The sequence below is a fragment of the Yoonia vestfoldensis genome, from assembly GCF_002158905.1.
GTDB classification, from domain to species: Bacteria; Pseudomonadota; Alphaproteobacteria; order Rhodobacterales; family Rhodobacteraceae; genus Yoonia; species Yoonia vestfoldensis_B.
This window is the reverse complement of the sequence record NZ_CP021431.1, coordinates 3433697-3458481: the sequence shown is the minus strand read 5'-3', so window position 1 is coordinate 3458481 and position 24785 is coordinate 3433697. Positions and strand designations below refer to the sequence as shown.

Genomic DNA, 24785 nt, shown 5'->3' with positions numbered 1-24785 from the left:
TTGAGCGTTCTGCATAATACGCGACTTTGGATTGTGGCAAGCGGGTCGCGATGCTATGGACCGTCAACCCATTTATTATGAGAGAGACCGCATGTCGCTGGATTACATCGTCAAGGATATCGCATTGGCCGCCTACGGTCGCAAGGAACTTGATATCGCCGAAACCGAAATGCCCGGCCTGATGGCCCTGCGCGAAGAATATGGCGCGGCCAAGCCGCTGGCCGGTGCGCGGATCGTCGGATCGCTGCACATGACGATCCAGACCGCCGTGCTGATCGAAACGCTGACAGCACTTGGTGCCGATGTGCGCTGGGCGTCCTGCAATATCTTTTCCACGCAAGACCACGCCGCTGCCGCGATTGCCGCCGGTGGCACGCCGGTCTTTGCGATCAAGGGCCAGACGCTGGAAGAACATTGGGATTATCTCGATAAATCCTTCCAATTCCCCGAAGGCGCCAACATGATCCTTGATGATGGCGGCGATGCGACGCTTTACGTGCTGTTGGGTGCCCGCGCCGAAGCGGGCGAGGAAATCATCCCCGTCCCCCAATCCGAGGAAGAAGAGGTCATCAAGGCCCAGATCAAGAAGCGCATGGCGCAAAGCCCCGGCTGGTTCACCAAAACCCGCGATGCGATCAAGGGCGTGTCCGAGGAAACGACGACCGGCGTGCATCGCCTGTATGATCTGCACAAGAAAGGCCAGCTGCCTTTCCCTGCGATCAACGTGAACGATTCTGTGACCAAGTCGAAATTCGACAATAAATACGGCTGCAAGGAATCGCTGGTCGACGGTATCCGCCGCGCCACCGATACGATGATGGCCGGCAAGGTCGCCGTGGTCTGCGGTTACGGTGACGTGGGCAAAGGCTCTGCCGCGTCGCTGCAAGGGGCCGGTGCCCGTGTGAAGGTGACAGAGGTTGACCCGATCTGCGCATTGCAGGCCGCCATGGACGGGTTCGAGGTCGTCTTGCTGGAAGATGTGCTGGACAGCGCCGATATTTTCATCACCACCACCGGCAACCGTGACGTGATCCGGATCGAGCATATGCGCGAGATGAAGGATATGGCGATTGTCGGCAATATCGGCCATTTCGACAATGAAATTCAGGTCGCTGCGTTGAAAAATCACAAGTGGACGAATATCAAGGAACAGGTCGACATGATCGAGATGCCATCCGGCAACCGCTTGATCCTGCTGTCCGAAGGGCGTTTGCTGAACCTTGGCAATGCCACCGGCCATCCGTCTTTCGTGATGTCGGCGTCTTTCACCAACCAGGTGCTGGCGCAGATCGAACTCTGGACCAAGGGCGAAGATTACCAGCCCGGCGTCTTTATCCTGCCCAAGGCGCTGGATGAAAAGGTCGCCCGCCTGCATTTGAAACGGATCGGGGTCAAACTGACCGAATTGCGCAAGGATCAGGCGGATTACATCGGCGTCACCGTCGATGGCCCGTTCAAGCCCGAACATTACCGCTATTGATGCATCGCGCCTGACGTCAGGCTGCGGATGATCATGACGCCGCTGCCCCCTGTACATGGGGCGGCGGCGTTTCGCGTTCTGGCTGTGCGGTTCTGGAGGTGACCCGTTCTGGCGAAAGGGCTTGGCGTCCGCTTTTTGCTATATTTCACTGATGTTCCAGCAAAACGGACTGCGATGTCTAAAATGAACCTAAAATCATGCGCTTATTGGATTTGGCCTAGCGATCTACCTGTGGTAGAGCTTGTCATGGCCAGGATGGCCGGACCTAATAACTGATTGCGTGTGGTGGCTTGGGAGCACGCGGGGTGAAAGAGGGTTCGGCATTTGCCGGGCCCTTTTTTGCATGGGCGGCGTTGTCTTGTCAGGGATCTGTGTCACCCAGCGCGCAGATAATCTGCCATTGCGCATCCGTGACCGGCTGCACCGATAGGCGCGAATTATTCACCAAGACCATATCCTGAAGCCGTTGATCCGCTTTGATCTGTTCAAGGCTGACGGGTTTGACGAAAGGCCGCACCGCCCGGACATCGACGCAATCCCAACGCGGATCATCGCTGGTGCTGTCGGGGTGGCTTTCGGCGCAGATTTCGACGATGCCGACGATCTCTAGCCCGCTGCGGGAATGGTAAAAGAACCCCAGATCGCCGATCTGCATCGCACGCATGTTGTTGCGGGCCTGGTAATTGCGCACGCCGTTCCATTCCTCGCCCGCCGCGCCTTTGGCGGTCTGATGGTCCCAGCCCCAGACATCGGGTTCGGATTTGAACAGCCAATAGGCCATCAGCCGATGACCTTTTTCCATGCGCTCAGCGTGACATCCCCGAACAGCCCCGCCTTGGCATAGGGGTCGGCGGCGGCCCAGGCCTCTGCTGCGGCAAGATCGGGCACATCAAGGATGATCAGCGATCCACACATCTGCCCATCCGCATCCAGCAGCGGCCCCGCGATTTCCACCACGCCTGTTTCAGCCACATAGGCCAGATGGGCGTCGCGGTTGTCGAGCCGGGTTTGCAAGGCGCCGGTTTTGTCTTTGGCAAGCAGGGCGAAACGCATCTATTCTTCTTTCAAAGGGCGCGACAGCAGGGCGTGCAGCGCGGTTTTCACATCGGTCCGACCTGTCGTCAGGTCAGCGACAACCGTGCATATCGGCAGGTCGATGTCCAGATCAAGCGACAGTTGCCGCAGCGCGCTTGCTGTCGCAATGCCTTCGACGGTGGTGGTGGTGTTGAAATCCTGCGCCGCCCCCAAGGCAAGCCCATAGCGGTAATTGCGCGACTGCGCGGATGTGCAGGTCAGCACCAGATCGCCCAGGCCGGACAGGCCCGCCAGCGTCTCGGCCTGCCCGCCCAGCTGGGTGACCAGCCGCTGCATTTCAGCAAAACCGCGTGTGATCAGGGCGGCCCGCGCGCTTTCGCCAAGGCCGGCCCCGATGGTCACCCCCGCAGCGATCGCCATGACATTCTTTAACGCGCCACCCAGTTCCGCGCCGGTGATGTCGGTTGTGCGGTAAAGCCGCAGGGTCGGGGTGGACAGCAGCTGTTGCAGCAGCGCACAGCTGGCGTCATCCGCGCAGGCGATGGTCAGCGCCGTGGGCAGGCCGCGCGCGATATCCGTGGCAAAGCTGGGGCCGGTCAGAATTGCGGCGCCCGCATCGGGCACCAGATCGCGAATGGTGCTGGCAGGGCCGGTCATCCGGCCAAGGTCGATCCCTTTGCAACAGGCCACCAGCGCCTTGCCCGACAAACGCGCGCCATAGTCTCCCAAAAACCCTGAAAGCGCCTGCGCCGGGATCGCCAGCAAGACAGTCTCGCAGGCGAAAAGCGGGTCTAACGCGGCGGTCAGCGTGATGGTGTCGGGCAATGTCACGCCCGGCAGCCGCGGGTTTTCGCGGCTGGCCTGCATCTGCGCAACCGCCGCCGCATCGCGCGCCCAGAGCTGCACAGCGCGCCCGTCGCGCGCCAAAGCCACGCCCAGTGCCGTCCCAAAAGCGCCGGCCCCCGCGATCCCGATAGTCATGCCTTGGCCCCTTTCTTGCCCGACCCCAGCATCGGGGCGGCTGTTTTGTCCAATGGCCAACGCGGTCGGGCCGACAGGCCCAGGTCGTCGCAGAACCCCGCGCCCAGCAATTCAGCCCCCGCATAAGCGATCATCGCAGCGTTATCGGTGCAAAGCGCCAAGGGCGGGGCCACGAAAGCCGCGCTTGACCCGGCGCAAAGCTGCATCAACCGGGCGCGGATCACCTGGTTCGCCGCGACCCCGCCCGCGATGGCAAAACACGGCTCTGCGGGCGTCATTGCCAGATATAGGGCCAGCGCGCGGCGGGTTTTCTCGACCAGCACATCTGCGATGGCCGCCTGAAAAGAGGCGCTCAGATCGGCCTGATCCTGCCGCGTCAGCCCGCCTTTGGCGGCGACCAGCCCGTCGCGGGCGCGCAGCATCGCGGTTTTCAGCCCCGAGAAAGACATGTCGCAGCCCGGCTGGTTCAGCAAGGGCCGCGGCAGGTCAAAGGCGCGTGGATCGCCCCCCGTTCCTGCGGTTTCAACCGCAGGCCCCCCCGGTTGCGACAGGCCAAGGATACGCGCGGTCTTGTCAAACGCCTCGCCCGGCGCGTCGTCGATGGTGCCGCCAAGGCGGTGATATGTATCAGGCCCCGCGACGATCAGGAATTGGCAATGCCCGCCTGAAACCAACAGCATCAGATAGGGATAGGCGACGCGGTCCGTCAGGCGCGGCGTCAGCGCATGGCCTGCCAGATGGTTGACACCGATCAGCGGCAGGCCTGTCGCAGCGGCCAAACCCTTGGCGCACATGACGCCGGACAGCACCCCGCCGATCAGCCCCGGCCCGGCCGTCACGGCGATAGCGTCCAGATCGGCAAAGCCAAGACCAGCGCGGCCCAAGGCCTCTTCGACGCAATGATCCAGCTTTTCGGCATGGGCGCGGGCTGCCACCTCTGGGACGACACCGCCGAAATCGGCATGGAGCGCGGTCTGGCCATAGACCACCGAGGACAGCACATCATGGCTGCGCACCACGGCGGCGGCGGTATCGTCGCAGCTGCTTTCGATGCCAAGGACAGTCAGCGCGCGCGCCATGCATTGATCCTGTTGCGTGTTCGTTAATCGCAGGTAACACTGCACCAGCCTGCAAACAATGGGATCCCGATGACTCCTGCGCTGATCCTGACCCGCCCGGCCCCACAGGCCGAGGCCTTCGCCGCACAGATCACTGCGCGTTGGGTCGGGCCGTTGCGGATTATTCTGTCGCCGCTTCTAGAGATCATCCCGGTGCCGATCACGGCTGATCTTGCAGGGGTCAAAGGGGTGATCCTGACATCGGCCCATGGTGTGGCGGCCGCGCGCACGGCCGCTTTGCCGCGCGGCCTGCCCGCTTGGTGCGTGGGCGAAAAGACCGCCCAACTGGCCACCGCCGCCGGTTTTGACGCAATCACCGGGCCGGGGGACGCCACGCGCCTTGCGGATAAGATCATTGCCCGTCGGGTCGATGGACCGCTGGTCCATCTGCACGGTGTTCACACACGCGGTGGCATTTCTGAAAGACTTGCAGCGGTGGGGATCGGGTGCATTGATGTCATCGCCTATGACCAGATCGCCCAACCTTTGGATGATGCCGCCTGCAAGGCGCTGCAGGGTGACGCAGCGGTGATCTTGCCCTTGTTTTCCCCGCGGACCGCGACCATCCTTGCCGGGCAGGCACCTTTTGCGGCGCCGGTGCATGTGGTGGTGATCAGCACGGCGGTTCAGAATGCAGCATCCACAATCAGCACCCGCAGCCTGACCGTGGCCGCGACGCCGGATGCCGATGCGATGGTCGCCGCAACGTTGAAACGGCTGAACGCGGTGTCTGGCACAGCTGTTTGATCCGCCCCTTGCTTGAGGAGCGGTGACAGGTCGTTTAATGTTGCCTCAGTTGCGATGGGCACTTGATGGGATGGGAAGAGGCGAAAATGGTGAAACAGCCTGCCAAAAGGCCTCGGGCCGCTGCCAAGCCGCGCAAAGCACCTGCTGACACGGCAGCATTGGTCGAATCGGCGCAGGAAGCATCATCCGCTGCGGATGCTGTTCCGCCGGAATATCACGCACGTATCACACCCGAGAAGGACCAACCCCAAGCCGCACCCGAACCCGCCGTGCTGCCGCCCGCGCCCGCCCCTGCCACCCGCAGCGGTTTGCTGCCGATGCTGCTGGGCGGGCTGGTCGCGGGGGGGATCGGATTTGCCGTGGCCAGCCTGACGCTGCCATCCGCACAGATGGATTTGCAGGATCTGCTGGCCGCACAAGACGCCCGTATCGCCGCGATCCAGCAACAGCTGAATGCAGAACCAGATGTCGATCTGGCGCCTCTTGTCGCGGGGCAGGCCGAGCTTGCTGCGCTGGCTGCAGCGCTCGAAGACAGGATTGCCGCGCTCGAGACAAGGCCCGCCGCGCCGCCCACGGGTGACGCTGCCGACACCAGCGCTGCGGGTTTTGGGGCAGATGTTGCCGCGTTGCGCGCCGAGCTGACCGAATTGACCGAGATGGCAAAAACACAATTGGATGCCGCCCGCGCCGAGGCCGCCGCAATCGAAGAAAACGCCGCTGCCGCCGCCCGTGCCGCTGCCGGACGTGCCGCACTGGCAAGGTTGCAGACCGGCGTCGAAAGTGGCGCGCCCCTGGGTGCTGTGCTTGCTGATCTAGAGGATCTGCTGGACGCCCCCGCACCCGCCGCCTTGCTGGCGGTGCAGGACGGCGTGCCGCCGCTGATGGCCTTGCAGGACAGTTTTCCCGCCTATGCCCGTGCTGCGCTGACGATTGCGCGCGCCGAAGGTGTCGCGGGCGAGGATGACACCGGTGTCGGGGCGTTTTTACGCAACCAGTTTCAGGTCCGGTCGGTCAATCCGCGCGCGGGCGATGATGTCGATGCGATCCTGTCGCGCGCGCAGGCCGCATTGCGCGCGGGTCTGCTGGATGACGCGCTGGCCGAAATCGCACAATTGCCAGAGGTCGCGCGCGCGGAATTATCCGATTGGCTGGCTCTGGCCGAGGCGCGGGCCGATGCCATTGCGGCGGTCGACATGCTCGCCGCTTCCCTGAACGCGAATTGAAAGCGATGCATATGATCTGGTCATTGATAAAAATCACCGCTTTCATCCTGACGGTCACCGCGCTGACCTATGGTGCCACGCTGCTTTATGATGTGGATGGCGGGGCGACGATTGCGGTCGCGGGGATCGAATTCACGCTGACGACCCTTGAAATGGTGTTTGTGCTGGTGGGGCTTGTCGCGCTGGTCTGGCTCGGCCTGCGGATGCTGGCCTTTCTGCTGGCCAGCTATCATTTCCTGAATGGCGACGAGACCGCGATTTCGCGCTATTTCGACCGCAACCGCGAACGCAAAGGATATGAGGCGCTGTCTGAGGGCATGATGGCGCTGGCCTCGGGCGAGGGGCATCTGGCCATGACCAAGGCCGCGCGCGCGGAAAAATACCTGCACCAGCCGCAGCTGACCAATCTTTTGACCGCGCAGGCTGCTGAAATGACAGGCGACCGGCGCAAGGCCGAAGAGACCTATAAGAAACTGCTGGCCGATGATCGCACCCGTTTTGTCGGGGTGCGCGGTATCATGAAGCAGAAGCTGGCAGAAGGCGATACAGAGCTTGCGCTCAAACTGGCGCAAAAGGCTTTTGCGCTAAAGCCGAAACATGCCGAGACGCAGGATGTTTTGCTGCAATTGCAGGCCGATAAGGCCGATTGGAAAGGCGCGCGCCAGACGCTGGGTGCGAAACTGAAATCCGGCACCTTGCCACGCGACGTGCATCAACGCCGCGATGCCGTGCTGGCCCTGTCAGAGGCGCGCGATATTCTGGACGAGGGCAATCCGATCGAAGCCCGCGAGGCCGCGATCGAGGCGAACCGCTTGTCGCCCGACCTGATCCCTGCCGCTGTCATGGCTGCGCGTGGCTATATTGCGCAGGGCAATGCGCGCTATGCGTCGCGTGTGCTGGTCAAGACATGGACCGCACAACCGCATCCCGATATTGCCACCGCTTTTGCCGAAATCGTGCCGGATGAGACAGCGGCGGCCCGGCTCAAACGGTTCGGAACCCTGACAAAGGCCGCGCCGGATCACCCCGAAACCAAGATGCTGATGGCCGAATTGCATATCGCCGCCGAGGATTTCCCAGCCGCGCGCCGCGATATCGCCGATCTGGTTGACACCGATCCGACCGCGCGCAGCCTGGCGCTGATGGCCGCCATCGAACGCGGGGCCGGTGCCGAAGATGCCGTGGTGCGCGGCTGGCTGACCCGCGCGCTGACGGCCGCGCGCGGCCCGCAATGGATCTGTGACAAATGCCAGCATATCCATCCGCATTGGGTGCCTGTCTGCGGTAATTGTGCCGCATTCGACACGCTGTCATGGAAACGGCCACCGCCCGGCGAAATGGCGATGCCCGCCAGCACCGAGATGCTGCCGCTGATCGTCGGGTCCCCGCCTTTGCAGGACGACAGCCTGGCTGATGACGCGGCAAAATAGCGCTTTTCGACGCCTGATCGGGATGCTATGTCCCGCTCCGGTACGCCGCTGTAGCTCAGCTGGTAGAGCACATCATTCGTAATGATGGGGTCGGGGGTTCGAGTCCCTTCAGCGGCACCACTTTCCGGTCAAAAGATATCGCAACAGCAGCACGGCCCGGTCCCCATTGGGTCGGACGGCGCGTGATTGCATCACATTTATCTATCGGCGTTCCAGGCATCCATCAGGCTTTGCATATATTCGCCGGTCTTGTTCAGGCTGGTGATCACCGCCTCCATCCGGCCAAAGCGGATATTGTAGCGTTCGGTCAAGGCGGCGGCCTTGGTTTCGATATCTTCCAGATTGGTCTCGAATCCCGCCAGATTGTTCGAAAGCTCTGTTTCGCGCCGCGCGATGATGCCTGACGCGCCCAGCAGGGTTTCACCATAGGTCTTTAGCTGATCGGCCATGCTTTGGCCGTAGCGCACTGTTGTCGTCAGGCTTTCGTTGCTGCCAAGCACGATTTGCAGCCCATTGGCATCGCCCTCCGATGCGCGCAGCACGATCTTGCCTGCGCTGTTGGTTGTCACGCTCAGCGCCTGACCGTCCAGCGTGGCGGTCGCGGGCGATGTCGAGGGATCATAGACCAAAGCATAGGACCCGACCTTGGGAGGCGCAAAGCTGAGGCCGGTGACTGTCACATCCGGATCGTTGCTGCTGTATTTTGTTGAAAAAAGCGCATCCACGATATCGGGGTTTTCCGCCATTGCGCGTTCGAACCGGGCGCTGTTCAGCGTCAATGTGCCGTCGCGTTCGGTCTGGATCCCGATCTGGGCCAGAAAGACCGGTTCGGCACCAAAGCCGTTGATCGGCTGGGTGGCAATGTTGCGGATCCGCGACAAAACGGATTGCGCGGCGACATCCCCGGCCAGCGGGCCGGGTTCAGCGCCGTTCAGCCCGCGCTGTGTTGCCTCGGTCAGGTAGGATTTCAGGTCGTTTGCGATTGTCAGAAAGCTGTTGATCCGCTCTTGCACCGATGTGCTGGTGTCAGCAGAGGCCAGCGTTGACGTGCCGACAGCGTTCAAAGTGACCTTATGGCCCGGAAAAAGATCCTCGAATGTATTTTCGCTGCGCTGGACGGTGACACCATCGACCAGCAAAAGCGCATCTTGCGCGGCGACCACAGTGCTGGACACACCCAGCGGATTGTTGGTGGCATCAGTGACGCCATCTGCCGCGCCATCGGCGATGTTCAGCGCTGTCTTGATCGCGGTGATCGAATCCGCATCAAGGGCATTGCTTTCGCCCGCGCGCGATTTGACGATCAGCGCATAGCCTGTCCCGGTGTCCAGCAGCGATGCGGTGACGCCGTCGATTGCATTCAGCTGCTTGGTCAGACCGGAAAGCGTATCGTTACTGGCATCAATCGTGAAATTGCGATCATCGTCCCATGCGTCTGTATTCAAGGCCACAGCGCCTTGCTTGACCGCGCTGGTCGGGGTCACCGATGCGTCAAACCGAAAGCTAAGCACCTGTTCGGATGCCAGCTGTTCGACGCTGACCGATGCGGAGACATCGCTGGCCAGCGCCGCGTTGGTCACCTCGAAAGTGATCGCATTGGTCGAGGAGGACGCCTGACGCGACGCGGCCTGTGCAACAGCGGCCATCGCATCCTTGAATGTGCCAACTTGCTGCGACAGCTGGCCCATGGCGGATATCGTCGTATTGGTATCGTCCAGCCGCCGTTGGTTCAGCGAGCGTTCGCCGCTTGTTTCAGCCGCGACAAGGCTGGTGACAAGCTGCCTGATCTCGATACCGCTGCCGCCACGGCTGACCGTGGACAGAATATCGGGCTTGATTTCAGCCATTGGTTTGCTCCTGTATCACAGCAAGAAACGACAGATTGGCCGCAAGGTTTAACGCCATGCGGCGATTACATGCGAAACTGCGCCGCCTTGCAGGCATAAGAAGACACGATGGCATTGCGGGTGAACAGCACCCGGCCGGTTCCCCGTTGGATCTGGACCGGCTCTCCGCCCCAATCGGCGTCGATCTGGGTATCCGTTATTGCCGTGATGGTGATCTTGTCGGGGCTTGCGCCTTCGATCACGCCGACCGCCCCCTGTGATGTCTTGGTAAAGACGATCCGGCCAAGGGGTGCGGCCGTCGCGGTGCAATCATAGCTTTCCTGCGTGAACCTGTTCAGCGCCTGACAATCCGTCAGCCCTGCAAAAAGCAGCAAGGTTGCCGTCAGCGGAAAAGAAGTGGTTAGCGGCATTGGAAAGCTCCGAACGATGTGAAGGTGAAAGCTGCGGTTGCGGTGATCGGCAGAAAGTCAGGATGATGGTCTATCTTGCTCATCAAGCTCGTCGGTTTTATCCGCGTCCTGATCGGGTTCGGCGCCATCTTCGGCGGGGTCGGCGCTGTCCTCGTCTGGTGCCGCATCTGGGGCCAGATCGGGGGCCAGATCGGGGGCCAGTTTGGCGACGCCCATGTCGATCAGGTTTGCGCCGATCGCCGCATTGACCACAAGCGTGGCACCTTTGGGCAATTGAATGCCTTGGTGGATATGCGCCTCGGTCAATTCGATCCGCATGTCCTGTTGCGGCTCTGCTGGTGGTGCGGTCTCTGGCGCTGGGGGCGGTGTCTGCGCCTCTTCTGCGGGGGGTGGCGGTGTTTCCACCGGGGGGGCATCGCCATTGGCATTGCGGTTCAGCAAGGCCGCCAGCGTGATAGAACCATCCGCAGGCTTGCCAAGGCGGCAGGCGATTGTGCGCGCGCGCAGCACATCGATCCGGGCCTTCTGGATCGCCAATCGTGTCGGGCGATGCGCGGTATCGCGCAGCATTTCGGACAGTGTCGAGACAGCCAGCAACGCAGGGATGTCGGCAAGATGTTCCATGATGCGTTCTTGCAGCGTCAGCCGTTTGCGCCGGGTTTCGGGTTTCCGCTCGGGCTGGGCTTTGGGTGAAAGCTGTGCGCCCGATTGGCCCGATGCCTTTGCGCCGCCGGGTTTGGGTGCCGCGCGCCGGGGCTTTGAAGATTTTTCAACCATTTTCGTCTCCGCCATTGGTTTGGCACCCAACTTGCAAATCTCGGACCAGAACACGGGCTGCGAGGACGATAAAAGTGAGCGCAATAAAAGATCATATTGCTTTTCAGGCATCGACGCTTTCCCTGCGGGAAAAGCGCAACAACATGCTGGCCTCGAATATCGCCAATGCCGGCACGCCGGGCTATAAGGCGCGTGATATGGATTTTGACCGCGAGCTTGCGCGTCAGGTCGGGGATAGCCCCGTGCGCAAGACAAGCGCCCGTCATATCGACAATCTTGCAGGTGTCTCAGGCAATGGCGTGCAATATCGCGTGCCGCTGAACCCGTCTTTGGACGGCAATACGGTCGAACTGTCGGTCGAGCAAATGGAATTCTCAGAGAATTCCCTGCGCTACATGACGACGCTGTCCTTTCTGAACCGCCGGATTTCCGGCCTGATGACCGCGATCAAGGGGGAATAATGGCTGATATCAAGAACGTATTTGACATTGCAGGCCGCTCGATGGCCGCGCAGATGGTCCGTCTGAATACCGTGGCGTCGAATATCGCGAATGCCAATACGCGTGCGGGCAGCCCAGAAGAGACGTTCCGCCCTTTGCGCCCGGTTTTCCGCACCGCCTTTGAGGGTGGGCTAAAGAATGCCGAGCGCGCGACGGTGGATGTCAAAGAGATCGTCTCTTTGGACCGTGAACCGCAGCGCGTACACGAGCCGGGCCATCCGATGGCTGACGCAGAGGGCTTTGTTTACCTGCCCCCCGTCGACATGAACGAAGAGCTGGTCGATATGCTGGAGGCCAGCCGCCAATATCAAAACAACCTCGAAGTGCTGACCACGATGCGCACGCTGATGCTGCGCACCGTGGATATGGGCAAGTCTTAAGGGAGCGGAATAGATGGATGTTGATAACAAAAGTTTGGCCGCGCAGAACGCGTTGCTGTCCAAGCTGGGCATAAGCACGACCCAGGACAAGAATGCCGTACCAAAAGAGGAATTGGGGCAGACAGATTTTCTAAAGCTGATGACCGCCCAATTGCAGAACCAGGACCCTTTTGCCCCGATGGATAACGGGGATTTCATTGCACAGATGGCGCAGTTTTCGTCTGTTGCCGGGATCAGCAAGATGTCCGAGACAATGTCAGGCATCGCCGATCAGATGGGGCAGTTCCGGGTTGCGTCATCGGTGAATTATCTTGGCCATTCGGTGATGATCCCCGGAAACCTGGCCCGAGCCGATGATAACGGCGAAATCCACGGTGCGATCGAATTGGAACGTGCATCCGTTGATACGCGGATTGAATTCCTCGACGCCACGACCGGAGAAAGCCTGCACATGCTGGATATGGGTGGGCAGGCAAGCGGTCTGTCCGGCTTTGCCTGGACCGATCTGCCCGAGCAATATCGCGACGGGTCGCGTGGCGTGCGTCTCGATGTTCTTGTGAATTACGGCGATGGCGAAGGCGTCCAAAGCCTGATGCCCAATGTCTATGCACAGGTCATCGGCACATCCAATACGGCCACCAATGGCGCTGGGTTGCTTGAAACCAAAGACTACGGCGACGTCAGCGCCGCAGAAGTCCTGCGGTTCCGCCTTTAGGGCGGAGCACTAACCTCAATCAAGGGAACTACGCATGTCTTTTTACACAGCCTTGACCGGACTTAACGGCGCGCAATCCGATATTTCGGCGACCTCGAACAACATTGCCAACGTGGGCACGACAGGTTTCAAGCGCTCACGCGCGGAATTCGGCGATATCTTTGCAACATCGCCCTTGCAGAATTCTTCTTCCTCGATTGGCTCTGGCGCGATCCTCAAGGGCGTCAAGCAGCAGTTCACGCAGGGCAATATCGCCTCGTCGTTGAACGCGCTGGACATGGCGATTTCCGGGCAGGGGTTTTTCGCGCTCAAGCCCAGCCTGACATCGACGCAGGTGGTCTATACGCGCAACGGGTCGTTCAACGTCGACAATAACCGCAACGTGGTGGACAGTTCGGGGCAGTTCCTGCTGGCCTATCCCGTCAACGAAGACGGATCGGTCACGGCCAAGGATATCAACAGCGCGTCTCCGCTGCGGTTGCCGGTGACATCGGGCGACCCGCAGGCGACGTCCAAGGTTGATCTGGCGGTCAACGTGCCTGCCAGCGCCGATGTGGTGACGGAAAAGGAAAAGTTCGCGGATGGCTATGCCTTTGATCCCGAAGATCCCGAAAGCTTTACCAATTCGACATCCTTCACCATCTTTGATGACCTCGGCAATCCGACGATTGCGACCGTCTATTTCATCAAGACCCAGCGTGCGACGGCCGAAGACCCGACCAATAAATTCGAAACCCGCCTTGTCATCAATGACGAGGTGGTGCCGCCTGACCTGGTGCCCGCTGTCACCAGGTCCAACGAACAGATCTTCATCGACCGCTTTGGCAACCAGACGACGACCGTTCCGGATGCGAGCTATACGCTCGAGCAGAAAAGCTCGCCGCTTTACAAGCTTGATGAACAGAATAACCGGGTGCCATCCCAGCCAGCGGCCCTGACCGGCCAGGCAAGCAGCTTTAACTTTGGCGACGAGGGCACCGGTGAAATCGAGATTGTCACCGATCCGATGCAATTCGGGGCGACCTATGAGGCCAACCCGGACGCCAATCAGGGTGTCTATTGGGGCCGTGATTTCCTGCTGGTCAATATCGACGACGGCACCCGCCCAGTCAGCATTGATGTCCGCGCAGGCCGCTATAATGCCGAGCAATTGGCCGCCGAAGTCGAGCGTGCGATCAATGCGGCGCATGACGATTCCCGCAAGCTTGAGATCCAGAAAGGTGTGGACGACAAGATTTCGATCCAGCTGTTCCAGCCAACCACATCCGGCGAAGCGCCGGTGCGCAGCACGCCGCTAGAGGTTGATCTGCTGCAACCGTCTTTTGTTTCGATCCAGGCCGGGATGGATCTGTCAGAAAGCACATCACCGAATTTCGATCTTGATGTCTTTCTGGCCCATGCACAGACCCGCCTGAACGCGGCATTGAACAGCGAGCCGGCTTTCGTGCCCGGAGCAGCCGACAAGCAATTTGCGCAGTTGACCGGTAGCGCCAAGATATCCGTGCCGCCAGCAGACCCGGAGGTGTTCGATTTTGATTACACCACCCGCGACCTTGGCATCACCACGGTGTCCAGCTCATCTGCCAAATGGGGTATCGGCTATAGCAACGGAGAATTCACGGTTTCGGATCTGGGTGGCACGGCTGCCGTCGGTGATACGATCACCATCACTTTTTCTGACACTGCACTGGCAGATCTGACCGTCGCAATCCCGAGTGCCGCTGATGCAGCCAGTGTATTGGATGAAATTGAGACCGAGCTGGGTGATCCAGGCTATTTCGGCACCGCGCTTTTGACCGAAGATGACACATCGACGCCAACCAGAGATTTTGCCATCCAGAAAGAACGTCATCTAGCCTATACGAATGTCGGAAACCGGCCTGGCGTCGCAGTGTTTGACCAAAAGCTTGGCGTGGCTACCGCGGATAGCAGCATCACTTTGGATGCGCAGAACAATCGCCTGCTGATTACATTGGGCACGGGTCTTGGGGCCTCACTGAGCGTTGATGATACGATCCTGCTGATGGGCGCGAATGACGATGCACAGGCGTTGAACGGCCGCAGTTTCCGGATCACGGCGATAGACGGTGATCAGATCGAAATCGCGACCGGTGCTTTGGGCCTGCCCGAAAATGACATCGACATTGCAGGCGCGGATTACTTTGTCCTGTCCGGCCGATCCTCTGATGTAGAAGCCTATTTCGAAGGTGCCGCGCTAGAGGTCGAGGGATCTGCCACCAGCTTTAACAATCAGCGACTGGTGGTGCGTGAAACGGATGCCGCGCGTCATGCCTATACCGATGCCCAACTAGATGCTGATTTTGACGTCAATATCTTTGGCGACTTTGTTGGCAATGTGACCGGTTCTGATGCGACAGCCTCTATCCTTGGTCTCGACAGCCCGGTCACGGCTATGGCCTGGGTGGACGAGCTGAACCCGCCCATCAAAATTGCCTATGATGCCGCAACGCAAAGCATTGTCTTCAATGTGGACCACACGACATTGGGCCCCGGCGGCGCAATCAGCAACCTGTCCGCGATTCAGGTCTCGTCCACCAGCAATTCCGGTGTGAATGCCTTTGGCTTGGCGGGCAGTTCCTCGCCACGGGTCGAGATCACCAGCGCGACCAGTGTCCAAGGTCAGCCCTTTGTCTTTGACGGGGCAAACCAGGGGGATGGCCCGACGCGGTTTGGCGCCAAGGTCAGCTATGACCGCGAGGCCCGCGCCTTTACCTTTGAAAGCGGGACAACCGGTGAGGCCATTGCACAAGACAAGGCCCTGGGCGTGCCGACGGCGCAGAAAGCCTCCAACATTCAGGTTGGCCGATATGAAATTGACCCAACCACCAAGGCCGCCAAAATCCAGCCCGGTGCCGTCGATCTGGCATCGCGCGTTCTGGCACAGGGTGAAAACGACCTGATGGGCGTCGGCGGCAGCAAGAATGTCGCCTTTGCGGCAGGCACGGGCCTGCAATCGACACCCGCGCGTGCGATTGGTGCGCCGGCGACGGACCCGTTGAATTCAAACCCTGTTTTCCTGAACCCCGCGAATAGAGAGACGACATTCAACGTATCGGTCAACGGGATCAACGCGGTGATCGAGATTCCGGGCGGCAATTACATCGGGTCGACCCTGGCCGAGCGGCTTCAGGAACGGATCAACCAGATGCAGGACCCGGCCACCGGCAGAACCATCGGCGGCGTCACCGTCCGCTATCAACCCAATGACAACAACTTTGTCTTTACCACCGGCACAACAGGATCGGATTCAACGATCCGGGTGCGGGGACCGGCAAAGCTGGGGCTGGATGATGTGCCGCTGGGTATCGGCAGCGTGCCGACGATTGCCAATCTTGTTCAGGCCACCAATGAAAACGGCGTGCCGCTGTTCGTGAACGAAAACGGCGAGATCGTCGATTCAGAGCCTGACAACCTGGTCGAGGGATATTTCCCGCTCTATCTGAACGAAGGTGAATTGACCTTTGACAAGACCGGCCGGTTGATCAGTCCGCAGGGGCTGACCCGCTATGAAGCCCAGACCGAGACTTTCTCGATCTCGCTGGACATCGATTACAGCGCTTCGTCGCAGCTGGCGACACCTTTCGTGGTCAACAATCTTGAACAGAACGGCTTTACCTCGGGTCGTCTGGACGGGTTGAGCATCGATGCCACGGGCCTGTTGCGTGCCAATTACACCAACGGGCAGAACAAGCCGCTGGGCAAGATCGTGCTGGCCAATTTCAACAACCAGAACGGTCTGAAACAGGTCGGCAATGCGACATTCGTCCAGACGGCATCATCAGGTGATCCGATCATCGGCGAAGCCGGGACCGAAGGTTTCGGGTCGATCCAATCCGGCGCGCTGGAACGGTCGAACGTGGATATCACCGAAGAGCTGGTCAACCTGATCACCGCGCAGCGGAACTTCCAGGCCGCGTCCAAGGCGATCGAAACATCGACCCAGCTGACACAGACGATCATCAACATCCGTACCTAAGGGGCCTGAGGGTCGGTCTATGCCATAGGCCGACCCCGCATTTAAGGAAATCTGCATGGATCGCAACATTCATATTGCGCTGAATAACCTGCGCAACATCTCGTCCGAATTACGCGTCAATGCCCAGAATATGGCAAATGCGAATGTGCCGGGTTTCCGCGCTGATTTGAGCGTCACGCGCGAGGCGAGTTTTCTGACCCCCTTCGACCAATTCCGGTCGCGTGTTTACAGCCAGGAAGCGTCGCAAGCGCTGTTCTCGACCGATGAGGGTGGATTGCAAAGCACCGAGGCAGAGATGGATATCGCCATCCAGGGCCAGGGCTATTTCTACATCGCCCCGACCAGCGGTGGTGACCCGGCCTTGTCCCGGCGCGGCGACCTGTCGTTCGATCTGGATCGCTTTGTTGTCGATGGCGCGGGCAATCGGTTGCTGGATATCGGCTTGAACCCAATCCAGCTTCCTGCGACGCGGCGGATCGTGGTCGAAGAGACCGGCCAGATCCAGATGGAACTTCTCGATGCGCCCGAGGGCACCTTTGTGGCGGGTCCGATCATCGCGACCTCACAGGCAGAGGGTGTCGTTCTTGCAAAATCGCCCGATGGCCATATCCGCCCGGCCAACGAAGCCGCCCTGCCCGCCCCCGACCAAAGAGCGCGCCTGACCCAAGGCTTCTTGGAAAACAGCAATGTCGATACAATCGGATCCTTGATCCAGAATATCGAAAGCCAGCGGCAATTTGAAATGAGCGTGAAGTTCATCGCGCTTGCGCAGGAAATCGACGAAGGCGGCACAAGGATCATGCGTCTGCCCGGCTAAATCCGTCCCGGTTTTCGGGGTTGGCACATTGATTGCAAACATCCTGATAACGATCAATCAGGAGCCGACAATGACCAACGCAATGCATGTCGCAAAGACCGGGTTAAACGCGCAGCAAACGCGCATGCAGGTCATTGCCAATAACCTCGCGAACTTGAACACGGTCGGTTTCAAAAGCGACCGCGTGAATTTCGAAAGCTTGCTTTATCAGGTCAAGCGGTCTGGCGGGGATCAGACATCCGAAGGAACCGCGCTGACCTCTGCCCTGGCGCTGGGCACGGGTGTGCGGGCGGTGAATACCCAAAAGCTATATACCCAGGGCGGAATGGTGAACACGGATAATTCCTTCGATCTGGCGATTGAAGGGCAAGGGTTCTTCCAGGTTCTGATGCCGGATGGACGTGTCGGTTACACCCGCAACGGGTCTTTCTCGCGCAGTGCTGACGGGACCATGACCACGGCCAGCGGCTATGTGGTCCAGCCAGAGATCCGGATTCCCGAAGATGCAATCGAGGTGAATATCTCGCAAGACGGGCTCGTCTTCGTGCGCCAGGCGGGTCAGGACCAGACCCAAGAGGTCGGGCAGCTGACGCTGGCATCCTTTGCCAATCCGCGTGGCTTGCAGCCCATCGGCGAAAGCTTTCTGACCGAAACGCAGGCCAGCGGCGCGCCAACGGTTGCCGCACCCCAAGCGCAGGGGTTGGGCAAATTGATGCAGGGCGCTTTGGAAGGGTCCAACGTCAATGTCGTTCAGCAGCTTGTTGAAATGATCGAGACGCAACGGGCCTATGAGGTCAGTTCCAAGGCGATCAGCTCTTCGGATGAAATGATGCGCTACATTTCGAACAACCTGTAAAGACAAGAGGATGCAGATGATCCGCCTATTGACTGTTTTCATGCTTCCGATACTTGCCGGCTGTTCGACCTATGTCGAAAACGAGGCCAGCGCCCAATTTCAGCCTGTCATGCCGCAGAGCGCCTATCTGGACCGTCCGTCCAATGGCAGTATTTATCACCCCGGCGTGTCCGGATTGTTTGCCGTGGAACAGCGCGCCTCAAAGGTCGGTGACGTGCTGACGGTCGCCTTGAACGAATCCTTTCAGGCGACCAAATCGCAAACCGCGACTGCCGATAAATCGGACAGCACAACCGCGCAGCTGCCCAGTTTTCTGGGTGCTGATGATCCGGCATTCGGTGTGAACCAATCCTTTGCGGGCTCTGGTGCTGCGGCGCAATCGAATACATTCACCGGACTTGTCACGGTCAGCGTTGTGCGGGTCTTGCCGAATGGCAATCTGCAGATTCTGGGGCAGAAAAAGCTGACGCTGAACAGCGGGGATGAATATGTCCGCGTCAGCGGGATCGTCCGGCGCAGCGATATCAGCCCGGCCAATATCGTCAGTTCCAACCGGCTTGCCAATGCAGAGATCACCTATACCGGGGCGGGTGATATCGCGGATACGGCCAGACGTGGATTATTGTCGCGCGCCGTGTCCAGTTTGAACCTGCTCTAGGGGGCCGTGATGCGTCGCATGCGATTATTTATCATCGGTCTTTTGGCGGTAACACTCTCGCTGTTGTCCGGCGTCGCACAGGCGGACCGGGTCAAGGATATCGCAGCATTGGCGGGCGTGCGGTCCAACCAATTGGTCGGCTATGGTCTGGTGGTCGGCCTGTCCGGCACCGGGGATGGCGATCTTGGGATCACCTTGCAATCCTTGCAATCCATGGTCTCGCGCTTTGGCATGGTGACAGAGCTGGAAGGTCTGAATGGATCAAATGCAGCCGCCGTGATCGTCACCGCCGACCTGCCCGCGTTTATCAAGCCCGGACAGACGCTCGATGTGACTGTGTCAACCTTGGGACCGGCAGAATCGCTGCGTGGCGGCACGCTTTTGCTGACGCCGCTTTTGGGGGTTGATGGCGAAACCTATGCGCTGGCCCAGGGAAATCTGGTCGTGGGTGGTTTGGGTGTCACCGGACAGGATGGATCTTCGCTGACGGTGAATGTGCCCACTGTCGGGCGGGTGCCGCAGGGTGCCACCGTCGAACGATTGGTCGAGAATGAATTCATCACCAATGAATATATGGTGCTGAACCTGCACCGCCCCGATTTCTCGACCGCCAGCAATGTTGCCGAGGCGATCAATGTCGTCTTTGGCGGTGGCACGGCGGTGCCGATTGATGCCTCGTCCATCCGCGTGCAGGCACCGTCCGATCCCGAACAGAAAGTGTCCTTTGCCAGCCTGATTGAACAGGTCGAGGTGCAACCCGGCGACCCGCCCGCGCAGGTCATCGTCAATTCGCGCACTGGCACGGTCGTGATTGGCGGCAATGTGAATGTCACACCCGCCGTGATCACCCATGGCAGCCTGACCGTGCGGATCCGTGAAGACCCGCAAGCCGTGCCGCAAAGCGAGACGATCATCACGGATGGCGCTGTGATCAACACACCGGTTGCGCCGCTTGAAACCCAAGACAGCGAAATCACCGTGGATGAACAAGAGGCGCGGGCGTTTCTTTTCGATCCGGGCGTCAGCCTGAGCGATGTGGTCGATTCGATCAATGCGATCGGTGCCACGCCATCCGATCTTGTCGCGATCCTCGAGGCGCTTCGCGTGTCAGGCGCATTGCGCGCGCAGCTTATCATCATCTGATCCAGGGTCTTTGGCGCAGAACAGGAGGCCATATCATGAATTCCATCAGTTCATCCGCGTTCAACCTGGCGACGGATGCCGCCTTTCAAAGCGAACAATCCAAGGCGGCGACATCTGACGCAAGGCTGGGAACGCCGGCAGAGCTTGCCGCTGTTGCCGAACAATTCGAGACGATTTTCGTCAAGGCCATCCTGTCCTCTGCGCGGTCGGCGGAATTGTCGGACCCTTTGCTAAATAGTGAGGGCCAAAAGACGTTTACTCAGATGTTGGACGCTGAATATGCCGGGGCACTGGCACAGCGGGAATCGCTCGGCATCGCCGATGCCATCGTGCGGCAGTTTCAACACAGAGTCCGGAATGGAGATGCAGCATAAATGGCCAGTTTGCTCGACATCGGTCGCAGTGCGGTTCAGGCCCAACGCGAGGCGCTGAATGTCACTGGCCAGAATATCGTCAATGCCAATACCGAAGGCTATCGCCGCCGCGATGCGACCCTGACCGAGGTTTACGGCGTTCAAAGTGAACTGACCGCCCTGACATCGCAAACCGGGTTGGGCGTCAAGCTGGGCGAAATCCGCAGGGCCTATGACGTGTTCCTGACGGAAAGCAAACGCAGCGCCACGGCGCGGTTCGAAGCCTCTGATGCCTTTGTGGGCAAGCTGGAACAGCTGGAAAACCTGATCCTTCCCAATGATGGCGATTTGGCCGTGGTGATGACTGCGTTTTTCGACAACCTGACGCAGGTCGCCGCCAGCCCCGGCGATTTTGCGCCGCGCGAAGCGGCGTTGGAAATGGGCAAGACCGTTGCCAATGGCTTTAATACAACGGCAAATCTGCTGACCAGCCTGATGAATGGCACCGCGCAAGAGATCGGCACCAGATTGGATGAGGTGAACCGCACACTTGGGGCGCTGGGTGTCATCAACGGGCAGTTGCGATCATCCAATATCGGTGCCGCACCGCCAAACAGTCTGTTGGATGAACGGGATCGGCTGCTGGATACGCTGGCGCAGAAAATCCCGGTCAACATCAAGATCGGCGAGCGGCTGACCGCCGAATTGCGGCTGGGCACATCCGATGCCGGGCCGCTGATCCTGACCGGGGAAGATGCCAAGCCGCTGTCGATGGTCGATGGCGAATCCGGCAGCATCATGTTCCGCATCGGCTCTGGCCAGATTGTCTCGCAGTTGGAAACGGGGGCTTTGCGTGGGCTGGTTGATGCGCATGGCGCGAACCGCCGCGCCTTGGGCGAGCTTGACGCCTTGGCGCGCGACTTTAGCCAGAAGCTCAATGATCAGCATGCGCAGGGCATTGATCTGGACGGCCAGCTGGGACGAGAGCTTTTTGCCGTTGCGGATTTTTCCGTCACCCCGCGCCCGTCCAACCAAGGGGATGCGCAGGCAACCATTCGTCTGGTGCCCGGCCTGTCCGACCGTCTGGGCGCGTTGCAAATGACCTTTGACGGGCGTCGTGGGCAATGGCAATTAACCGATGATACGGGTGCAATGCTGGGTGCGGGCCGCGCAAGTATCCAGCTTGATAGCGCTGTCATTCTTGTCGAGGGCACGCCCAAGGACGGCGATTCCTTCAGTTTCAAACCGATGCCGGGCGAGGCATCGCGGATGTCCTTTCTGCTGACGCGGGGCGAGGAAATTGCCGCAGCCTCTACGATTGCCATCTATCCGGCTACCACCAACAAAGGCTCGGCTGTCCTGACCTCGACACAGGAAACCTTGCCCGGCTCAGGCGTGCCTGCGCTGTCGTCGGTGCTGGCCAACAACCTGTCCCCTGTTGCGGCCAAGGATTTCCTGCGCGGCGGCGTCGTCGGAAGCATCCCGCGCGGCACCCAGACCATGACGCTGGCAAGTCTGGCCACGCAGACAACGGCCACAGTGTCGGTGCAGGATGAGGCGGATATCCGGGGCCTGACCCTGACGGTTGACGGGGTGGATTACAGCTTTTCCTTGGACCCTGAAACGGTGGGGACCCAAGCATGGGTATCGGGTCAGGAAGTCGCCAATTACCTGTCTGCGGGGATTTTCCGGTCAACGACGACCGATTTGACGCTGGCTGATCTGGGCCTGTCCGTCACCGGTTCGGCGACAGGCTTGACCTTTGCCTCGGATGGCGCGCTTGCGCTGACAGGGATCAGTGCTTCCTCGTCGCAGGGCCGGGCCTTGTTGACCGATATCACCGCGGGCAAACCGGCCAGCGATATCCGCATCTTTACCCGCGAGGGGCGGCAGGTTTCGGGGACACCTTTGGCAGCGGCAGAGGTGGCGCAGCTGCTGACGCAAGAGAACGGTTTTAACGCATCGGCGGAATATCGGTCCGATTACAACGCTGTCAGCGGCTCAGGGACCTATCGCGGATTAAATGTGACGCAGCGCAGTGCCGGGTTCGATCCATTGCAAAGCGGATTGCAATCCAAAACATTGTCCTTGACCGGTCTCAGCGGCACTGCGGTCGGCACGATTTCAACCAATCCCGCCGCCAATAGCACCACAGCGCAAACCATCGCGCTGCAGATGGACACGGCCGCAACAGGAACGCTTGGCATTCCCGCGGGCGTTGATGCGGCCTATGTCGCCGAAGCCGCGAACAAGGCCTTTGCGGCGGTCGGGGTCAGCGCGCTGGCACGCACGGCCCTGCGCCTGTCGCTGGATGATGCGACAAGCGGGGCAGTGCAATTCGACCTGACAGGTGTGAATGACACCCCGTTTCGGATCTCGGCGCAGGTCAATAACGGAAACCTGTCAGAGCTGATGCAGGCCGTGAACCGCCGATCCGATGAAACCGGCGTCACAGCCGAGCTTTCACTATCAGGCAATGCTGTCACCTTGGTGCAGCGCGATGGCTTTGATGTTGTGACGACGAATATTTCCTCTGGCGTTGCTTTGCGCGCCAGCGCGCTTGATCAAACGTATAATCCTCTGGCGCTGGATGACACGGCCGACCCTGCGGTCTCGGTGGATTTTGCGGCTGACCTGCGGTTCAGTGGCACTGTCGCCTTCAGCAGCGGGTCCGGCTTTACCCTGACGACAAGTGGCGCAGGGCGCGCGGATGTGGCGTTGAATTCGGCGGCTGATCCGATGAAGGGCGGCTTGGTCACGCAAGAGCGTTCAAACGGCGGCACGCTGGCTGCGTTGGGCTATGCGCTCGATGGCCGTGTTGACGGGCTGTCGCAGAATGTCGATGGAACGCGCGTGCATGCACCCTCGGCACGGTTTGAAACGATCTTGACGCTGGCAGACGGCACATCGTTCACCGCCGAGGTTTCAGCCAATGAGCTGGGGCTGATGTCCGGGGATCGCGTCGCGGAAGTGACCGCAGAAAAACTGCGCGCGCAGGCACCGGTGCCGGTGCTGCAAGGTGCCGTGCTGGCGCCCGAGGCGGTCCCGCCGATTGGCAGCGCTGCAACCTTCGTTCTGGCGGGGTCTGAATATACGTTGACCCGTGTCGATGATGGCAATCCGGATCGGCTGACCGCGCTCGATTTCATGATCACCGGCCCCGAGGCCGGGCGGATCACGCCCCGGATTACGCAAACCGATGACGGGTTTTCGCTGTCGCTGATTGTGACGGATGGCCAGCTGAACGGTGCAGGCCCCCGGCCAGTGGCCAATGGCGGCGCGGCGCTTTTCGGGCTGGCGGATAGTCAGGCTACGCAGCGCCTGCAGGGGCGCAGCCTTGATGCGACCTTGCTGGAGGATGGCACCTACGCAATGGATGTCACCATCGGCGGCGCAGCCGAGACCGTGACATTCGCCGTCAGCGACGGGGTGCTGAGCCTGCAATCGGTCAGTGATGCGGATGTATTGTCGGCTGCGGTCACCCTGGACGATGCAGGATTGACCAGCATCACGCTGACGGCGTCTGCGGGTGCCGATATGATGGCCGTCACGCCATCTGCCATCGCAACCAATCTTGGCTTCAAGCTTGCCAATGCCGAGCTGAGCGTCGAAGGCGGCAAGCTTTTGGCGCGCAGCACCGATGATAGCGTCGTCAATATCAAGGCGGGCGGCACCAGTGCTGCGGGGGTTTACCTGCATCTAAGCGATCTTCCCGACGAAGAGCTGATCGTCGTGATGGGGTCAGAGGGCGCAAGACGCCTAAGCGCGGAATTTGAAATCGGTGCGCCTCTTTCTGCCAAGACGCGGGAACCTGAAAAGTTCCGCGTGGAAATGATGGATGATGCGTCAGGCCGCGTTGAATTGTTTGACATCGCATCGGGCGCGTCGATCGCGACCCGTATGTCCAGCGGGTTGGCGCGGTTCAACGTGGCGGATCAAACCTTGGAACTTGCCGGTTTCTCGGACACTGGCGACAGCTTTGAATTTAGCACCGGGCAACGGTCTTCGGGGGATGCGCGCAATCTGGACATGATGATCAAACTGGGCGAGCAAGGCGCCGGCAGGCGCAGCTTTCAAGACAGTTTTCGGTCTATCGCCGCGGGCATCGGGTCCAGCCTCGAGGCCGGTCGCCTGACGCGCATGTCGAACGAGGCCGTGCGCGATGCCGCCGTCGCCGCCGAAAGTGAATTGAGCGGGGTCAATCTTGACGAAGAGGCCGCAAAACTGATGGCCCAGCAACAAGCCTATCAGGCCGCTGCGCGCATTCTGCAAACGGCACGCGAAATGTTCGACACCCTGATCCGGATCGCATGAGGTA

21 protein-coding genes and 1 tRNA gene are annotated in these 24785 nt (G+C 60.2%); 15 read left to right on the top strand and 7 right to left on the bottom strand.

What is annotated here, in order from left to right; genetic code table 11:
• The first annotated feature begins 91 nt into the window (after window positions 1-91).
• A complete protein-coding gene (gene ahcY / locus LOKVESSMR4R_RS17355; protein ID WP_087213513.1) occupies window positions 92-1480 on the top strand; it encodes an adenosylhomocysteinase in 1389 nt (462 codons plus the stop codon).
• A gap of 361 nt (window positions 1481-1841) precedes the next feature.
• Here ahcY and LOKVESSMR4R_RS17350 read toward each other — a convergent pair whose 3' ends face one another.
• From LOKVESSMR4R_RS17350 to tsaD, 4 genes are read right to left on the bottom strand one after another with little or no spacing between them, the layout of a single operon-like run.
• Window positions 1842-2261, bottom strand: a complete 420-nt coding sequence (locus tag LOKVESSMR4R_RS17350; protein ID WP_087211301.1) for an EVE domain-containing protein — start codon at window positions 2259-2261, stop codon at window positions 1842-1844.
• The gene (locus LOKVESSMR4R_RS17345; RefSeq protein ID WP_087211298.1) at window positions 2261-2533 is read right to left on the bottom strand and encodes a YciI family protein; all 273 of its coding nucleotides are present in this window, start codon (window positions 2531-2533) and stop codon (window positions 2261-2263) included. The genes LOKVESSMR4R_RS17350 and LOKVESSMR4R_RS17345 overlap by 1 nt, the downstream gene beginning before the upstream one ends.
• Entirely contained in the window at window positions 2534-3496 is a 963-nt protein-coding gene (locus LOKVESSMR4R_RS17340; protein WP_087211295.1) for an NAD(P)H-dependent glycerol-3-phosphate dehydrogenase, read from the bottom strand.
• Entirely contained in the window at window positions 3493-4575 is a 1083-nt protein-coding gene (tsaD, locus tag LOKVESSMR4R_RS17335; RefSeq protein WP_087211292.1) for a tRNA (adenosine(37)-N6)-threonylcarbamoyltransferase complex transferase subunit TsaD, read from the bottom strand. The genes LOKVESSMR4R_RS17340 and tsaD overlap by 4 nt, the downstream gene beginning before the upstream one ends.
• 69 nt (window positions 4576-4644) lie before the next feature.
• Here tsaD and LOKVESSMR4R_RS17330 point away from each other — a divergent pair, with 69 nt between their 5' ends.
• The 4 genes from LOKVESSMR4R_RS17330 (at window position 4645) to LOKVESSMR4R_RS17315 (ending at window position 8134) form a co-directional block, all read left to right on the top strand.
• A complete protein-coding gene (locus tag LOKVESSMR4R_RS17330) occupies window positions 4645-5361 on the top strand; it encodes a uroporphyrinogen-III synthase (RefSeq protein ID WP_087211289.1) in 717 nt (238 codons plus the stop codon).
• A gap of 86 nt (window positions 5362-5447) precedes the next feature.
• Entirely contained in the window at window positions 5448-6584 is a 1137-nt protein-coding gene (locus tag LOKVESSMR4R_RS17325) for a COG4223 family protein (protein WP_087213510.1), read from the top strand.
• Window positions 6585-6595: 11 nt separating this feature from the next.
• Complete coding sequence (locus LOKVESSMR4R_RS17320) at window positions 6596-8014, top strand: heme biosynthesis protein HemY (RefSeq protein WP_087213507.1); 1419 nt, start codon at window positions 6596-6598, stop codon at window positions 8012-8014.
• A gap of 44 nt (window positions 8015-8058) precedes the next feature.
• Window positions 8059-8134: transfer RNA gene (locus LOKVESSMR4R_RS17315), tRNA-Thr, on the top strand.
• 77 nt (window positions 8135-8211) lie between these two features.
• Here LOKVESSMR4R_RS17315 and fliD read toward each other — a convergent pair.
• From fliD to LOKVESSMR4R_RS17300, 3 genes are all read right to left on the bottom strand, one after another.
• Window positions 8212-9861 carry a flagellar filament capping protein FliD gene (fliD, locus tag LOKVESSMR4R_RS17310; RefSeq protein WP_087211285.1) on the bottom strand — a complete coding sequence of 550 codons (1650 nt, stop codon included), beginning with the start codon at window positions 9859-9861 and terminating at the stop codon, window positions 8212-8214.
• Between the two features lie 65 nt (window positions 9862-9926).
• Entirely contained in the window at window positions 9927-10271 is a 345-nt protein-coding gene (locus LOKVESSMR4R_RS17305; RefSeq protein WP_087211282.1) for a hypothetical protein, read from the bottom strand.
• Between the two features lie 57 nt (window positions 10272-10328).
• The gene (locus LOKVESSMR4R_RS17300) at window positions 10329-11048 is read right to left on the bottom strand and encodes a DUF7210 family protein (RefSeq protein ID WP_157898266.1); all 720 of its coding nucleotides are present in this window, start codon (window positions 11046-11048) and stop codon (window positions 10329-10331) included.
• Between the two features lie 74 nt (window positions 11049-11122).
• On the opposite strand from LOKVESSMR4R_RS17300, the gene flgB reads away from it, so the two are divergent.
• The 10 genes from flgB (at window position 11123) to flgK (ending at window position 24781) form a co-directional block, all read left to right on the top strand.
• On the top strand, window positions 11123-11509 hold the full coding sequence (flgB, locus tag LOKVESSMR4R_RS20655; protein WP_087211276.1) for a flagellar basal body rod protein FlgB: 387 nt from the start codon (window positions 11123-11125) through the stop codon (window positions 11507-11509).
• Window positions 11509-11928, top strand: a complete 420-nt coding sequence (gene flgC, locus LOKVESSMR4R_RS17290; protein WP_087211274.1) for a flagellar basal body rod protein FlgC — start codon at window positions 11509-11511, stop codon at window positions 11926-11928. The genes flgB and flgC overlap by 1 nt, the downstream gene beginning before the upstream one ends.
• A gap of 13 nt (window positions 11929-11941) precedes the next feature.
• A complete protein-coding gene (locus LOKVESSMR4R_RS17285; RefSeq protein WP_087211270.1) occupies window positions 11942-12643 on the top strand; it encodes a flagellar hook assembly protein FlgD in 702 nt (233 codons plus the stop codon).
• A 34-nt stretch (window positions 12644-12677) separates the two neighbouring features.
• Complete coding sequence (locus tag LOKVESSMR4R_RS17280) at window positions 12678-16640, top strand: flagellar hook-basal body complex protein (protein WP_087211267.1); 3963 nt, start codon at window positions 12678-12680, stop codon at window positions 16638-16640.
• A gap of 55 nt (window positions 16641-16695) precedes the next feature.
• A complete protein-coding gene (locus LOKVESSMR4R_RS17275) occupies window positions 16696-17457 on the top strand; it encodes a flagellar hook-basal body complex protein (protein ID WP_087211262.1) in 762 nt (253 codons plus the stop codon).
• 70 nt (window positions 17458-17527) lie between these two features.
• A complete protein-coding gene (gene flgG / locus LOKVESSMR4R_RS17270; RefSeq protein WP_087211259.1) occupies window positions 17528-18313 on the top strand; it encodes a flagellar basal-body rod protein FlgG in 786 nt (261 codons plus the stop codon).
• 16 nt (window positions 18314-18329) lie between these two features.
• The gene (locus tag LOKVESSMR4R_RS17265) at window positions 18330-18971 is read left to right on the top strand and encodes a flagellar basal body L-ring protein FlgH (protein WP_204248693.1); all 642 of its coding nucleotides are present in this window, start codon (window positions 18330-18332) and stop codon (window positions 18969-18971) included.
• 18 nt (window positions 18972-18989) lie between these two features.
• Window positions 18990-20114 carry a flagellar basal body P-ring protein FlgI gene (locus tag LOKVESSMR4R_RS17260; protein WP_204248692.1) on the top strand — a complete coding sequence of 375 codons (1125 nt, stop codon included), beginning with the start codon at window positions 18990-18992 and terminating at the stop codon, window positions 20112-20114.
• Between the two features lie 35 nt (window positions 20115-20149).
• Window positions 20150-20488 (top strand): rod-binding protein, encoded by a 339-nt coding sequence (locus tag LOKVESSMR4R_RS17255; protein ID WP_087211250.1) that lies wholly within the window; start codon window positions 20150-20152, stop codon window positions 20486-20488.
• Window positions 20489-24781, top strand: a complete 4293-nt coding sequence (gene flgK / locus LOKVESSMR4R_RS17250; protein WP_087211247.1) for a flagellar hook-associated protein FlgK — start codon at window positions 20489-20491, stop codon at window positions 24779-24781.
• The last annotated feature ends 4 nt before the right edge of the window (window positions 24782-24785 follow it).